Origin of the sequence: Pseudomonas sp. Q12-87, assembly GCF_001269755.1 — a bacterium.
Classification (GTDB): domain Bacteria; phylum Pseudomonadota; class Gammaproteobacteria; order Pseudomonadales; family Pseudomonadaceae; genus Aquipseudomonas; species Aquipseudomonas fluorescens_S.
This window is the reverse complement of the sequence record NZ_LHVI01000028.1, coordinates 15469-29190: the sequence shown is the minus strand read 5'-3', so window position 1 is coordinate 29190 and position 13722 is coordinate 15469. Positions and strand designations below refer to the sequence as shown.

Genomic DNA, 13722 nt, shown 5'->3' with positions numbered 1-13722 from the left:
TGCGAACACACACCAGCAAACCAAGGACACAGCCCCAATGGATCGTAGACGGCAAATTCTTCAGCATCAACAGCAACGTTTTCACCGACACGCCTCGAACTGCGACGCCTATGCATTTTTCAATCTTCTCACCGCTCCCGAACTGTTACAGCGCGTCGAGTCAGCCCTGCCAGAACATCGGGAACGTCTGTTTCCGCCGACTGAAACACTCTCCATGTTCTTAGCTCAAGCGATGAGTGCCGATCGCTCCTGCCAGAACGCCGTCAACGACTTGGCCATCAAACGGTCTTGTAGTGGCATGAGACCCAATAGCGCCCATACGGGCGCCTACTGTAAGGCCAGAAAGCGCCTGCCCGTAGAGATGGTCTCCACGTTGGTTCGGCACACCGGCTCTGCAAAAAAAAGGGGACAGATTTATTTTTAAATCCTCTGCTAAGCTGAAAGCTTCCACGGATGGAGGAACCCTTTATGCCCAGAGTGGGACGTATTGTTTTACCGAATTACCCGCATCACGTAGTGCAGCGGGGCCATAACCGGCAAGTAGTGTTTGCGGTAGCAGAGGATTATCAGCGCTATCTCTCTGATCTGCGCGAGCTAAAAGATGCATTCGGGGTGAAGGTCTACGCCTACTGCCTGATGACGAATCATGTCCATTTGTTGCTAGCCCCTGGGGAATCAACCGCTGAACTGGGGCGCTTAATGAAAGCGCTGGCTGCCCGCGCGACGCGCTATCGCAATCGGTTGGAAGGGCGTTCAGGCACCTTGTGGGAAAGCCGTTACAAATCCAGTGTGGTGCAGTCGGATTCATATTTGCTCGCTTGTAGCCGTTACATTGAATTGAATCCTGTGCGCGCTCGCATGGTCGCCGATGTCGCAGACTATGCATGGTCAAGCTATCGAAGCCGGGTAGGTGATGAGGCTGGTGGGGACTGGTTAGATGCTGATCCGTGCTTCTTGGCCTTGGGTGATACTTCAATGGAGCGGCGGCTTCGGTATGAGGAATTTGTGCGTCAGGCCATTCCGACTGAGCAGCTTCGATTGATCCGCGACGCTTTGCAGCGAGGTCAACTGACGGGTACAAGCCGTTTCGTAGATGAGGTCGAGCGGATTGTTGGTGTGCGGGTAGAGCAGCGAGGGCAGGGGCGGCCGAGGGCAGAGTCGGGAAAATAAATCTGTCCCCTTTTTTCTTGGCGTAAGCAAGTTTGCAGAAGGAACCTCCTTGCGAGATGTTTCAAGCTATGTCGATAGTGCGTTGAGATATGGAAAGGTCACTCCTAACGGACCAGGCGGATTCATTGTTGAGTACGATTTAGGGAAAGTGATCGGTACTAATGAATCAGGAGTTGCGACCACAAATATTAAGATTAATGTCCGGAATGGAATTATTAATACGGCTTTCCCAAAGTGATGGAGGGAATATGGAAGTTAATAGTCTGATTGAGCGTTTTGTTGCGCAAGAGCTGAGTGATCACGTTCGTGCGGTGTTGCGGGAGGCTCTTCAGCAAAGAGCTGAATCTGATAAGGTTTTAGCTAGGCAGTGTGAGTTTAACTGCTTTGATATTGAATTTGATTTTTTAAAAGGAATTGTGGTTGTTCAAGATGTTCTCGACTCGGGGGAGGGGAGTTGCATGGAGATACCGATATCAGAATTTGCTATTATTTGTAGGTTGAATGATGGTTAGTGTGATTCCAATGTTCTAAAGGTGTGCGCATAAAATAAATTTGTTTCTTTTTTGTTTTTTGAGTGCAATATCGCCCAGCTAGCTTCTCACTCAATTGGAAAAAAAAGGGGACAGATTTATTTTTAAATCCTCTGCTACGCTGAAAGCTTCCACGGATGGAGGAACCCTATATGCCCAGAATGGGACGTATTGTTTTACCGAATTACCCGCATCACGTAGTGCAGCGCGGCCATAACCGGCAGGTGGTGTTCGCGGTGGCAGAGGATTATCAGCGCTATCTCTCTGATCTGCGCGAGCTGAAAGATGCATTCGGGGTAAAGGTCTACGCCTATTGCCTGATGACGAATCATGTCCATTTGTTGCTAGCTCCTGGGGAAACAACCGCTGGACTGGGGCAAATAATGAAATCACTGGCTGCCCGTGCGACGCGCTACCGCAATCGATTGGAAGGGCGTTCAGGCACCTTGTGGGAAAGTCGTTACAAATCCAGTGTGGTTCAGTCGGATTCATATTTGCTCGCTTGTAGTCGTTACATTGAATTGAATCCTGTGCGCGCTCGTATGGTCGCCGATGTCGCAGACTATGCGTGGTCAAGCTATCGAAGCCGGGTAGGTGATGAGTCCGGAGGGGCTGGTTAGATGCTGATCCGTGCTTCTTGGCCTTGGGTGATACCCCGATGGAGCGGCGGCTTCGGTATGAGGAGTTTTTGCGTCAGGCCATTCCGACTGATCAGCTTCAATTGATCCGCGACGCTTTGCAGCGAGGTCAACTGACGGGGACAAGCCGTTTCGTAGATGAGGTCGAGCGGATTGCTGGTGTGCGGGTAGAGCAGCGAGGGCAGGGGCGGCCGAGGGCTGAATCGGGAAAATAAATAGGTCCAGGGCTGAATCGGGAAATAAATCTGTCCCCTTTTTTCTTACACGTAAACCGCCAAAAACAGGTACTTCTGGAAATGTGGAAGCGTTTGTTGTGGAGGGGCATCCTGAAATAAGTGAATTCCAATATCATCCAGGTAGTGGGGTTCACGGTGGTGGTGAGTATTATAAATTTACATACAAGGATGGCCTGGAGATTAGGGTTATTGACTCGAGTTCGGATTTTAGTCCCGGAACCATTACCAAGTATCAACAATATTTTGATAGGGATGGTAGTCGTCTGAAGTATATTGGTGGTAAATGGCAGGCTTGGTGAGGATGTATAGATGAGCAAGATTTATGTGCCGAATTTAGATGCGGAGTTGGTTCCTGAGGCTAGTGCGGCAGGTTTTCAGTTAGGTGTTACTTTTCAGTCCGTGCTGAATCTAATTGGGTCAGTAGCTTGGTATGAAGCAAATGCTGGCGTGCACGAGGTGCTTCGCGAAAATAAAGGCTGGGTTGGTGTAAGAAAGAAGCTAGGTTTTGAGGGAGGGGATGTGGTTACTTTGACTTATATGAATGGTGTGGTTGTTCTCGTCTTTGAACACAGTGAGGTCGGCCGAGGACTGAGCCTCGAAAATAAATCTGTCCCCTTTCCTCATAATATTAAATGTTGCGCTTAGAGTGTTTATGAAAAAAAACTACGATATTAGTATTCAGCCTGGTTCTGACACTGCCAGCCTGCAAATCCAACGTCCGAGACTCTTCTCCCACCTTGCTTAACAACGGTATCCAACTTCAGCAGAACAAGGTGTCAGTCGACGGTCAGCACGCCAAGGTCATCATGAAAGCGTCAGGCAACACGTTCCCAGTAGGATTTTCAAGGTCAACGAAACGGTTCACAGCGCAACCTTGAAACACTTCCCACAATTGGAGGTACAGGCCGACGCCGACCAGCCGTTTGAGGTATCGGGGTACGCCAGCGGCAGCAGCATCAATAGTGGGTATCGCTGCGGCCCAATCAGAAGCACTTTTACCCCGGAACGAAGCAAGATTTATTTGGTGGAGTTTCAGTTTATTGCCGATCGGTGTGAACAGCATGTCTACAACATTACTCAGCCGCAAGAGCGTATTCCTGTCGCTAGCGTCTCGGGCCTCTAAGTCGATTTAGGAATACGAAACGGGCGACCTTCAAGTCGCCCATTTTTCATCATCCTGCCGCTTGCGCTCGCAGCCGTCTCCCAAGCACATCCATCACATCACACCCATCGCGTAGCGATATCGTCAGCATTTTGCAGAAGTCGGAAAGCACCAACGTGTCGGAGCTGATATCCGAGCGGAAGGCGATATTCTCAAGCAGCTGTGTCACGGTGCGGATGCGGTAGTCGGCTGTTTCGAAGAGGACGTCCAACGGGGCTTCTGTGTCGATGAGCAAGGTTGCTGGAACGCAGTCGATGCCAGTGATGGGCATGTATCGATTCATTTTGAAGATCTCTGTTTGATTGGCTGAAAGCCATCACTCAGTCGTCGCCAAACGATTGGGTGGTGGCTGTGCGCAGGTTGGCGAACCGGTTACAGAGAAAACCGGCAGATCCGAAGATCTCCCGCGCACAGCCGCCGTGGAATATAGCGGCTTTGCGGGTGCGTCGGTACCTGCAATGAGCTGGTAGCTTTCGCATTCTCTGTAGTCGGGTCGCCAAACCCGAATCACCTTTTAGGGCGACGAGGGGGACTATAGGCCGCCCCGTTCCCGAGCCACAAGACGCCGCTTTCCGAGCTTTGTGTAGGACCTTTGGCCTTGCAGCGGTGGGCTTTGGCGCTGCGACAGGTCAGGCAAAGCAGGCGACTGCTGCGCAGTCGAGCGGGAGCAAGCTCCCTCGCCACGGAGCGGTGCTCGGCCTAAGGATTGTGTTTAGCCGTATCAGCAGCCATGTGGCTTAGCCTCTTCCTACTTCATCACGATAGCGGAGCAAGTCCCCGTTTCCTTCACTACGACCTGCTGTAATTCTGTCCGTCTGTTTCGCAGGAGGTTTCCACGTCTGTGCAGGATCTTTCGTACTTTTTTACGGGATGCTTCTGATTTCAGAGGGACGGTTTCGGCAGTAGTCTTCGGTGAAGAGGCACCCTGCGTCGAACCATCGGCTTGATCAAAGCGATGATTGGCGTGGTCGTGTACACCGAACGGCGGGACGGATGTCGTCCGCATCATCTCCGCCGAAAAGCCACTAAGCAGGAGACCATACGTTATGTCGAAAACGTCGAAAACTGACTGGGGACGCCTGGCCAAGTTGAATGATGCGGAAATTGACACCAGCGATATCCCCGAACTGGGGGAGAATTTCTACCGTCGCGCCGAGCTGCGTGTGCCGGTAAAGCAGGCGATGACTATTTGCCTTGATGCCGATGTGCTGGAGTACTTCAAGGGGCAGGACGAGGGTTATCAGGCACGCATCAATCAGCTTCTTCGCCATTACATACAGGCCCAGCAGGGCCGCCGGGGATGAACTATTTCGTGCTATGAAATGGCCGCCCTACGAGTCGCTCGTTTTCATAGTTTTCCTTTTCGATCCTCCCTCAATCTGGCTCGTCGTTAAATAAATATCTTGAGCGTTTCGAGGGGCATCATATTTTTGTTGCGTGTTGCGCAACATGCTAGGCTTTCCCATGATCAAGTCTTTTCAACACAAAGGGCTACGCAAGCTCTTCGAAACGGGCAGTACGGCAGGCATGCAACCCGCTCATGCCAAGCGACTACGAATGCAGCTAGCGGCCTTGAATACAGCCATGACGATTGATGATATGGACATTCCCGGTTTCCGCCTTCACCCGCTAAAAGGCGAAATGCGTGGGCGCTGGTCAGTCATGGTGAGTGGCAACTGGCGGCTGACGTTCGAGTTTCGCGACGGAAACGCTTATGTCCTGGACTACGAGGATTACCACTGATGAACATGCACAACCCTCCCCACCCTGGGGAGTTTATTACCGAGATTTATCTGGAACCGAACGGCATCAGCGGCCGTGAGCTGGCAGAAAAACTCGGTGTAGCCCCCTCGACACTGAGCCGTGTCTTGAAGGGCACTAGCCGCGTTTCGCCTGAAATGGCGTTGCGGCTGTCTGTAGCGCTTGGCCGCTCGCCGGAGAGTTGGCTGGCCATGCAGGATGCTTACGATCTGTGGGTGGCTCGTCAGCATGTTGATTTGTTGCAGGTAAGAAAGCTCGCTTTCGCCTGAGTCGTCCCCAGACGTCGCCGGAGTTGGGGATTCGAGACAGACCAAGCGAGATCGGCCTGTCTTTTTAATCGTAGTCTGGTCCGGTTCTCGTCTGGAAAACAGGCGTCCCTCGGTTGCCCATCCTTTCATTACCCCGCTATTTATGTCGGCAGGCAGCGCAGGCGCCTGCTGCGCAGTCGAGCGGGAGCAAGCTCCCTCGCCACGGGGATCGCGCTCGACTTGTGCGGGTTGGCGCATCAACTGTGGCAGCAGCCGTGGGGCTTGGCCTCGTCGTATTTATCGTGATGCCGCACCCAGTCCATGATTTCTTCTTCGTTGCGGCCCTTGGGCGTCAGGTCGAGATAGTTGTAGGTGCCGATCAGGATGTCGAGGCCGCGGGCGTAGGTGGAGTAGGTGTGGAAGATGTCGCCGGCGTCGTTGCGATAGAAGACGCTGAGGCCGGGGAGTTCACCTTCGGTGCTGTCGGATTTTTCGTAGTTGTAGGTGGCTTTTCCAGCTGCGACGTCTTCGGCATTGAGGGTGACGCCGAAGTCGGGGTTGAAGTCGCAGCCGTTCGATGAGACCCAGTCGAAGGCCCAGCCCATGCGCCGTTTGAATGGCTGGAACTCGGAGAAGGGTGCGCGGGAGACGGCCACCACGGCGACGTCGTGGTGGGCCAGGTGTTGGTTGGCGCCATCGATGTGGTCGGCCAGGAATGAGCAGCCTTTGCAGCCTTGTGTCCAGCCGGGGCCGAACATGAAGTGGTAGACGATCAGTTGGCTGCGGCCGCCGAACAGGTCGGCCAGGCTCAGTTCGCCGTGGGGGCCTTGGAAACGGTAGGGCTTGTCGATCTTCACCCAGGGCAGGGCGCGGCGTTCGGCGCTGAGTTTGTCTCGTTCGCGGGTGAAGGCTTTTTCCTGGGCCAGGTGCTGGCGACGGGCTGCGAGCCATTCTTCCCGCGAGACGACTGGATGATTCTCTACGTTCATAGTGATTTCTCCTATATGGCAGAGCCGCTGAGTGGGCGCTTCAGCAACTGGTCGTTTGGCCTTCGGTGAATTCGACAGGCCGTTGGTCGGTTCAAGGTATAGACCGCCCGGAAACCCGGCTGAACGGCGGCGTAGCGCCTCGGTCACAACCTAAGTACGCATCTCACTCTTTGGAGGATGGACCAGGATGACGACTTATAACTGGGACTTGATCGAACGGTTGTTGCACGAAGTGCAGAACGGCGCCGGCCACAGCTTCACCCCTCGCCCTTACGCGGAGCAGTATGCGGCGCAGAAGGCAGCCGCAGGCGAGGAGATCGAGAACCTCGATCATCTGAAAGCGGTCGCCGGGGAGTACGAAAAGTTACTGCTGGAGCGCGGCTATATCGAGCCGCGGCCGGAGGAAGAGGGCGGCAATGGCGAGAACTTTGTACTGACGCCTCGTGGCTCGCGGTTGTTGAGCCTGATCGACAGCAGCATTCCGGGCAATGATCATCCGCGCCAGGTGCTGGATGAGCAGGAGGATGCGCTGGATGAGTTTACCTTTGATGATCTCGCGTCCAAGGCGCAGATTGCCTGACAGCTAAACACAGACCTCTGTGGGAGCGGGCTTGCTCGAGAAGGCGGTGTGTCAGTCAGTAGTTATTCCTGCTGATGTGCCGCCTTCGCGAGCAAGCCCGCTCCCACAGGGGATGTGTGTTGGTTTTAAGATCGTGTCGCTTTTAAACACTTCAAATCACTGAAATCCTTCTTCACCCCATCGATTTTCTTCAGCAACTGCTCCCGCTGGGGCGGCGTGCTTTCGGCCATCAGGTCCACCAACAGGCTACGAGCCTGGGCTTCGGTCTTGTCATAGGCCTCTCGATAAGCCGGGGTCCAGAGGCTTTCGCGGTTGACCAGCAGTTGCTCGATGCGTTTCGGAAAGTCAGGGCTGTGGCGCTGGGCCACGGCTGCGCTGAACTGGTTCTGCCAATGGGCGCGGTTGGCGATCCATTGCTGGTTCTGGTCGCCCAGGGCCGTTGACCAGGCCACGACTCGCTGGCGCTGGGCAATGTTGAGCGGGCCGAGCCAGTCGTTCAGGCGCTTTTCCATGCGCTCGCTGCGTTCTTGGATCTGCTCCTGCAAGGTCGGCTTGAGGTATTGCTGCTGGCGTTTACGCTGGTCTTTGACGAAAGCGGCGTCCATGTCATCGACTTGGTCGTCGCTCAAGCCTTGCAGCAGTTCGATGGCCGACGGGGTGATTTCCCGGGCGGTTTCGGCGATGGCGGCTTTGGCTTCCCGGGTGCGCTGTTGCAGGGCTTCGTCGGTTACCTGATTGGTTTGCACCATGGTCTTCAGGCGGTCCAGCCAGTCCAGGTAGCCGGGCAGTTGTGTGGTGCAGTGCCAGGTCAGGTGTTCCTTGAGGCGTTCGTTGAACCAGTCTTTTTGCTCGCCCTTGATGTCCAGGTAATCATTGAGGGTCCAAGGGATGATCAGGTCGAGGTTGCGATAGGCCAGGCCGATGCGGCTGCAGGCCGTGACGCTCAGCAGCAGGGTAAGGAGCATGGCGGTACGTATTAACCAGCGCGACATGAGCGAGTCCTTGCGAGGGCATGGTTGCGAAGGTGTAGCTGTTTTGTTTGAGCATCGCAGGCGCGCGGCAGTTCAGCCGACTAATGAGTAACGCTTAGTAAAAAGGGTGCGCCATCTTGAGGGTCAGCAGGCTGTCGCATTCACTGTTGTGGCCCGAATATGCCGAGCAACTGCTGCCACGCAGGTTTGAGTCGCTGTAGATCAGGTCCAAGTCGATCCCTCTCCATGGACGGGAAATTTTCAACGACCAGTCGCTGAAGCTGCCTACATAACCGTTCTCGACCGAGACCGGCGTATTGAGTTGGTGGGTGGTGTATTTGGCGCTGACTCCGATGCCGAACGGCACATTACCGCCGAGGTCGGCGAACAACGTGCTGTTCTGTTTGTCCGGGTCGTTGCTCAGGGCTGCGCCGAAGCGGCTGCCGAGCACGGTCAGGCCGCCGTAGAACTCCTGGCTGTCGAGGGTATCGGCGGTGGGATAGCTGTAGTGGATCAGGCCGACTTCGTAGCCAAGGGTCTGGTCGAAGGGTTGTTTAAAGCCCATGTAGGAATCGACCTCAAGGTCAGCAGAGTAGCCGGCGCTGGGTGACCACTGGCCGACGTACCAGCCGCTGTCGTGGCTCAGGTCCAACCCACCATGAAACGAGCCGGTACTCGATGGCGTGACCAGGCCCTCGGCCATGCTGCGGCTGGGGGTGGTGCCGAGCTTGAGGTCGAAGTCGCCGAGTTCGCGCTGGAACACCTGCCCGTGAGCCAGCGAGCAGGACAGCAGGCTGATCAGCAGAACAATGGAAATACGCATGCTTCACTCCATGAAATAGCGAGGAGCAGGAAGGGTCAGTAAGCTGAAACGCTTGAGCTAGAGAGGTGCAAGGATACCGGCGAATGCTCGGCAGCGAAGGCCGTTCGTCGATTGATGGAAAATGAAGAGGGCGGAGAGGGCTTCCAGTCCAAGCGCTTCGAAGCTCAAAGCGCTTTGGGACCAGGTGACGCGCAGGTTACTTTTTGCCCAGGCTGATCTGCTTGGACGGGCCGAATGTCTGGCCGCTGACGCCTTTGGCAATTTGCTGGATCTCGCCGCCGGACTTGAGGAACGCAGCGATCTGGTCGTTGATCGACTCGCTGGTTTCAACGGCTGGAGCTGGCTTTGCTTTGCTGTTGGATGCTTTTACGCGCATGACGGCCATTAACCTGTAGATAATTAATTGGGCCAGGCATAGTACAGGAAATACTTGACAATAGCTTGGCAAATATCCTCCTGAATTATTCGTGCCCACGATTGATGCAGCGCCGATTTATGCTGCAATTATTGCCTAACCCACTGTTTTAAATAACAACCTCAGAAAAAACCTGGCGCCGATGGCACGCGGTACGAACCGCTATCTGGCTGACGAATGGCCGGGCACTGACCAAAAACCCAGGAAAATCAATGGCTGCGCTGGGCTTGCCTGGCAAACCTTGCCGGCAGCCACGAATCGCACGGCAAAACCGGGTAGAATGCCGCCCACGCAATGAGGGTATTGGAAATGGCTTTAGTCGGGCGCTACAACAGTTTGCAAGTGGTTAAACACACTAACTTCGGTTTATATCTGGATGGCGGTGCGGATGGCGAGATCCTGCTGCCCAATCGTTATATCCCCAAGGATATTCCCAGTGAAGATGAAGATTGGCTCAATGTTTTCATTTATCTGGACAGCGACGACAAACTGATCGCAACCACAGAGAAACCAAAAGTCCAGGTCGGTGAATTTGCCAGCCTGAAAGTGGTTGAAGTCAACAGCATCGGTGTGTTCCTGGACTGGGGCCTGCCCAAGGATCTGTTGCTGCCGTACTCCGAAGAAAAGCGTCAGATGAGCGCAGGCGAATACTGTGTAGTGCACGTCTATCTCGACAAACACACCCGCCGCATTACCGCCACGGCGCGCCTGGATCGTTATCTGGACAAGACGCCGGCCAACTACACGCCGGGCCAGGAAGTCGATTTGCTGGTTGCCGAAGCCACCGACATGGGCTTCAAGGCGATCATCAACAACAAGCACTGGGGCTTGATCCACAAGAACGAAATCTTCAAGTTCATGCGTGCCGGCAAACAGGAAAAAGGTTTCATCAAGGAAATCCGTCCGGACGGCAAGATCAGCCTGAGCCTGCAGCCGGTGGGCCAGGAAGCCGCCACCAGCCTCAACGCCAAGATCCTCGCCAAGTTGCGCGAGAACAACGGCACCCTCCCGGTCAGTGACAAGAGCGACCCGGTGCTGATCAGCAGCCTGTTTGGCGTGAGCAAGGGCAACTTCAAGAAAGCCATTGGTGCGCTGTACAAGAATGGGCAAATTGTCATTCATGCCGATCGCATCGAATTGAGCTAACTGCACACAATTCCTGTGGCGAGGGAGCTTGCTCCCGCTGGGCTGCGAAGCAGCCCCAAACCAGGTGCACTCAATCCAAGCTGACACACCGAGGTGGCATGTTCGAAGGGGCCGCTTCGCGCCCCAGCGGGAGCAAGCTCCCTCGCCACAGGTTGACCTTCGCTGTATACAAAATCTTGCACCTTTAGCATGCACCCGCGCCCTTTTCGTGGGCGCATGCCTGCTCTTGCCCGGCTTTAACCGTCGCTGCACACCCCGGCTTGTCTCACATTTAGCCGCTATGGCACGCATTCTGCGTAGCAACGCGTATACAAACCATGCCGGCTCCCGTGCGCAGTATGGTGAGCAGGTCGACCCGGGGGCACGGCGGTACTCAAAAGGAGCCCCGCAATGTCCGAGCAATTGCCCAACGGCTACAGCCCCCGCCTCTATAACGAAGACCTGGGCCCGCTGCCGCAGAAATGGAATTGGTACAACATCTTCGCGTTCTGGATGAGTGATGTGCACAGCGTCGGTGGCTATGTGTTTGCCGCCAGCCTGTTTGCGTTGGGGTTGGCGAGTTGGCAGGTGTTGATCGCCTTGTTGGGTGGGATCTGCATTGTGCAACTGATCGCCAACCTGGTGGCCAGGCCGAGCCAGCAAGCGGCGGTGCCGTACCCGGTGATCTGTCGGCTGGCGTTTGGGGTGTTCGGGGCGAATATTCCTGCGGTGATCCGCGGCTTGATCGCCGTGGCGTGGTACGGGATTCAGACGTACCTGGCCTCCAGCGCGCTGATCATTGTGGTACTGCGGTTTTTCCCGGCAATGGAAGTTTATGCGACGCCACATTTTGCCGGTTTGTCCTACCTGGGTTGGTTCGGTTTCCTCAGCCTATGGTGCGTACAGGCCTTGGTGTTCTGGACGGGGATGGAGTCGATCCGTCGCTTTATCGACTGGGCCGGGCCCGTGGTGTACGCCGTGATGTTTTTGCTGGCCGGCTGGATTGTCTGGAAGGCCGGTTGGAGCAACATCAGCTTCACCCTGGCGGAAAAGTCGCTGTCCGGCTGGCAGGCGTTCGGCCAGGTGATCGTGGCGACGGCGCTGGTGGTGTCGTACTTTTCCGGCCCGACCCTGAATTTCGGCGATTTCAGCCGTTATTGCCGAAGCATGTCTGACGTGCGCCGGGGCAATTTCTGGGGGCTGCCGGTGAATTTCCTGGCGTTCTCCCTGGTGACGGTGGTGATTGTGTCCGGGACCTTGCCGGTATTCGGTGAAATGCTTCACGACCCGATCGCCACCGTGGCGCGTATCGACAACAATGTGGCCGTGTTGTTGGGCGCCTTCGCTTTTGTGACCGCCACCGTCGGCATCAACATTGTCGCCAATTTCGTGTCCCCGGCCTTTGACTTCGCCAACGTCGCCCCCAGCAAGATCAGCTGGCGCGCCGGGGGCATGATCGCCGCCGTGGCATCGGTGTTCATCACGCCGTGGAACCTGTTCAACAATCCTGAGGTGATTCACTACACCCTGGACGTGCTGGCGGCGTTTATCGGCCCGTTGTTCGGCATCCTGCTGGTGGATTATTACCTGATCAAAAAACAGCAGATCGACGTGGATGCGCTGTTCAATGACGGGCCGAGCGGGCGGTATTACTACAGCGGCGGCGTCAATTGGACCGCCGTGAAGGCGTTGCTTCCGGCGACGCTGATGGGTGTGGCGATCACCTTCACGCCCGTGCTGCAACCGATGGCCAATTTCGCCTGGTTCACCGGTTGCTTCCTCGGCGGGGTGTTGTATTTCGCCTTGGCGCGGCGCGAGCCGGCCACGCTCCTCGACAAAACCCTCAGCGCTGCCGGCCAGGCCTGATCAGCGCAGGGCGGTTTGGCTGCATCGGCTCGCCGCGCCTTGCTGGACGGGCCGCAGCAGCAAGCCGCCGGCCAGTACCAAGCCACTGCCGGCAACGATCAGCGCCGGCTGCAAGCCACCGTTGAAATGGCTGCTCAGCGCCGCCAGCAGCGGGCCGCTGAGCTGGCCCACGGCAAAGCAGGCGGTCAACAGCCCGGCGTTGCGCTGGGTGGCGTGGGGAGCCAGTTCCCGGGAGCGCTGCATTACCAGTTGCATGCAAGCCAGGAACGGCGTGCCACACAGGATCACGCCCAGCGCCAGGCCCGGTCCGCTGCCCAGCAGGCAGGCAAATACGCCGGCGGCTTGCAGCCAAAGCGTGCCGATGAGCCAGTATGCTGTGGTGTTCGAGGCCGGCCGCCGCAAGCTCACCAGCAGCACGCCGATGGCGGCGGCCAAGCCGAAGCAGGGCCAAAAGAGGTCCGCCTGCCATTGGCCGTGGAACTGCGCCGAGGCCATTTGTGACAGGAACGTCGCCGGAATGATGTAACCCACGCCGTACAAGGCGTACACCACGCCGAGCCGGGCGATGCCACGGTTTGGCGAAGAGGTGGGCGGCGCCGCCACAGCTACCGCCGCGGTTGCACTGGTTTGCGGCAGGATTGGCAAAATCATCAGCAACATCGCCAAGGCCACGCCGGCATACACCAGCCACAAAATCGCGGAACGCTGGCCCAGCAGGTTCGATCCCAGGGCGAGCAAACCCGTCAGGAAAATCCCCAGCCCCGGGCCGGCAAACACCAGTGCGCCGAGCCGTGGCCGTCCGGCCGCCGCTGCCAAAGGTTGGCTGAGGGCCGTGATCATCACCAGCACCCAGGCGCTCGCCACCCCGGTCCCGAAGCGCAGCGCCAGATGCGGCCAGAATCCCCACGCCCAGAACGATGCCAGGGTCAGCAGCACACAGAGCCACAGGCCGCCTAGCAGTCGTCGGCGCACCTGTTCCGGACGACGGGCGAACATGGCGTCCAGCGCGCCGAGGAAATAGCCCAGGTAGTTGGCGGCGGCAATCAGACCGGCGGCGGTCAAGTCGATCTGACCTTCGCCGATCAAATGAGGTAACTGGGGCGTCAGGGCAAAACGGCCGATGCCCATGGCCATCATCAGTGCGATGAAGCTGCCGAGCAGACGAATAAGAGGTGACATGGTCGTTCTCCAGCATTGAGGCGAATGAC

Annotated in this window: 17 protein-coding genes and 2 pseudogenes; 12 read left to right on the top strand and 7 right to left on the bottom strand. The window is 56.4% G+C overall.

The features are described 5' to 3' along the window. Positions 1-37: 37 nt before the first annotated feature. The 6 genes and pseudogenes from AD663_RS19620 to AD663_RS28975 form a co-directional block, all read left to right on the top strand. Positions 38-397 (top strand): annotated as a pseudogene (locus tag AD663_RS19620) (IS4 family transposase); the annotation flags it as partial. 71 nt (positions 398-468) lie between these two features. After that, complete coding sequence (locus AD663_RS19615) at positions 469-1170, top strand: transposase (protein ID WP_003184166.1); 702 nt, start codon at positions 469-471, stop codon at positions 1168-1170. Positions 1171-1418: 248 nt separating this feature from the next. After that, positions 1419-1682 carry a hypothetical protein gene (locus AD663_RS19610; protein WP_053214391.1) on the top strand — a complete coding sequence of 88 codons (264 nt, stop codon included), beginning with the start codon at positions 1419-1421 and terminating at the stop codon, positions 1680-1682. 170 nt (positions 1683-1852) lie between these two features. Then, positions 1853-2553, top strand: a pseudogene (locus AD663_RS28565) (transposase). An 83-nt stretch (positions 2554-2636) separates the two neighbouring features. Continuing rightward, positions 2637-2873 carry a hypothetical protein gene (locus AD663_RS28980; protein WP_157062731.1) on the top strand — a complete coding sequence of 79 codons (237 nt, stop codon included), beginning with the start codon at positions 2637-2639 and terminating at the stop codon, positions 2871-2873. A 10-nt stretch (positions 2874-2883) separates the two neighbouring features. Beyond that, positions 2884-3219 (top strand): hypothetical protein, encoded by a 336-nt coding sequence (locus AD663_RS28975; RefSeq protein ID WP_157062730.1) that lies wholly within the window; start codon positions 2884-2886, stop codon positions 3217-3219. A 142-nt stretch (positions 3220-3361) separates the two neighbouring features. Here the strand turns inward: AD663_RS28975 and AD663_RS29655 are convergent, their stop codons facing one another. After that, positions 3362-3661 carry a hypothetical protein gene (locus tag AD663_RS29655; RefSeq protein ID WP_157062729.1) on the bottom strand — a complete coding sequence of 100 codons (300 nt, stop codon included), beginning with the start codon at positions 3659-3661 and terminating at the stop codon, positions 3362-3364. Between the two features lie 85 nt (positions 3662-3746). Beyond that, positions 3747-4019, bottom strand: a complete 273-nt coding sequence (locus AD663_RS19600; protein ID WP_053214389.1) for a hypothetical protein — start codon at positions 4017-4019, stop codon at positions 3747-3749. 763 nt (positions 4020-4782) lie between these two features. Between AD663_RS19600 and AD663_RS19595 the strand changes: the two genes are divergently transcribed. From AD663_RS19595 to AD663_RS19585, 3 genes are all read left to right on the top strand, one after another. Beyond that, a complete protein-coding gene (locus AD663_RS19595) occupies positions 4783-5040 on the top strand; it encodes a BrnA antitoxin family protein (protein WP_003184160.1) in 258 nt (85 codons plus the stop codon). Between the two features lie 160 nt (positions 5041-5200). Beyond that, positions 5201-5479 carry a type II toxin-antitoxin system RelE/ParE family toxin gene (locus tag AD663_RS19590; protein WP_053214388.1) on the top strand — a complete coding sequence of 93 codons (279 nt, stop codon included), beginning with the start codon at positions 5201-5203 and terminating at the stop codon, positions 5477-5479. Next, positions 5389-5766 carry a HigA family addiction module antitoxin gene (locus AD663_RS19585; protein WP_343228933.1) on the top strand — a complete coding sequence of 126 codons (378 nt, stop codon included), beginning with the start codon at positions 5389-5391 and terminating at the stop codon, positions 5764-5766. The genes AD663_RS19590 and AD663_RS19585 overlap by 91 nt, the downstream gene beginning before the upstream one ends. A gap of 236 nt (positions 5767-6002) precedes the next feature. Here AD663_RS19585 and AD663_RS19580 read toward each other — a convergent pair whose 3' ends face one another. After that, positions 6003-6734 (bottom strand): thioredoxin family protein, encoded by a 732-nt coding sequence (locus tag AD663_RS19580; RefSeq protein WP_053214387.1) that lies wholly within the window; start codon positions 6732-6734, stop codon positions 6003-6005. A 187-nt stretch (positions 6735-6921) separates the two neighbouring features. Between AD663_RS19580 and AD663_RS19575 the strand changes: the two genes are divergently transcribed. Next, the gene (locus AD663_RS19575) at positions 6922-7314 is read left to right on the top strand and encodes a hypothetical protein (protein ID WP_053214386.1); all 393 of its coding nucleotides are present in this window, start codon (positions 6922-6924) and stop codon (positions 7312-7314) included. A 125-nt stretch (positions 7315-7439) separates the two neighbouring features. Here the strand turns inward: AD663_RS19575 and AD663_RS19570 are convergent, their stop codons facing one another. From AD663_RS19570 to AD663_RS19560, 3 genes are all read right to left on the bottom strand, one after another. After that, positions 7440-8306, bottom strand: a complete 867-nt coding sequence (locus AD663_RS19570) for a DUF6279 family lipoprotein (protein WP_053214385.1) — start codon at positions 8304-8306, stop codon at positions 7440-7442. A 94-nt stretch (positions 8307-8400) separates the two neighbouring features. Further along, positions 8401-9108, bottom strand: coding sequence for a TorF family putative porin (locus AD663_RS19565; protein WP_003184154.1), 708 nt, complete (start codon positions 9106-9108; stop codon positions 8401-8403). A gap of 196 nt (positions 9109-9304) precedes the next feature. Continuing rightward, positions 9305-9493: a hypothetical protein gene (locus AD663_RS19560; RefSeq protein WP_018607615.1), complete on the bottom strand. Its 189-nt coding sequence runs from the start codon at positions 9491-9493 to the stop codon at positions 9305-9307. Between the two features lie 339 nt (positions 9494-9832). Between AD663_RS19560 and AD663_RS19555 the strand changes: the two genes are divergently transcribed. After that, on the top strand, positions 9833-10669 hold the full coding sequence (locus tag AD663_RS19555) for a S1 RNA-binding domain-containing protein (RefSeq protein ID WP_033046200.1): 837 nt from the start codon (positions 9833-9835) through the stop codon (positions 10667-10669). A 390-nt stretch (positions 10670-11059) separates the two neighbouring features. Further along, on the top strand, positions 11060-12514 hold the full coding sequence (locus AD663_RS19550) for an NCS1 family nucleobase:cation symporter-1 (protein ID WP_003184151.1): 1455 nt from the start codon (positions 11060-11062) through the stop codon (positions 12512-12514). Here the strand turns inward: AD663_RS19550 and AD663_RS19545 are convergent, their stop codons facing one another. Continuing rightward, positions 12515-13693: an MFS transporter gene (locus tag AD663_RS19545; RefSeq protein WP_053214384.1), complete on the bottom strand. Its 1179-nt coding sequence runs from the start codon at positions 13691-13693 to the stop codon at positions 12515-12517. Positions 13694-13722 lie beyond the last annotated feature (29 nt).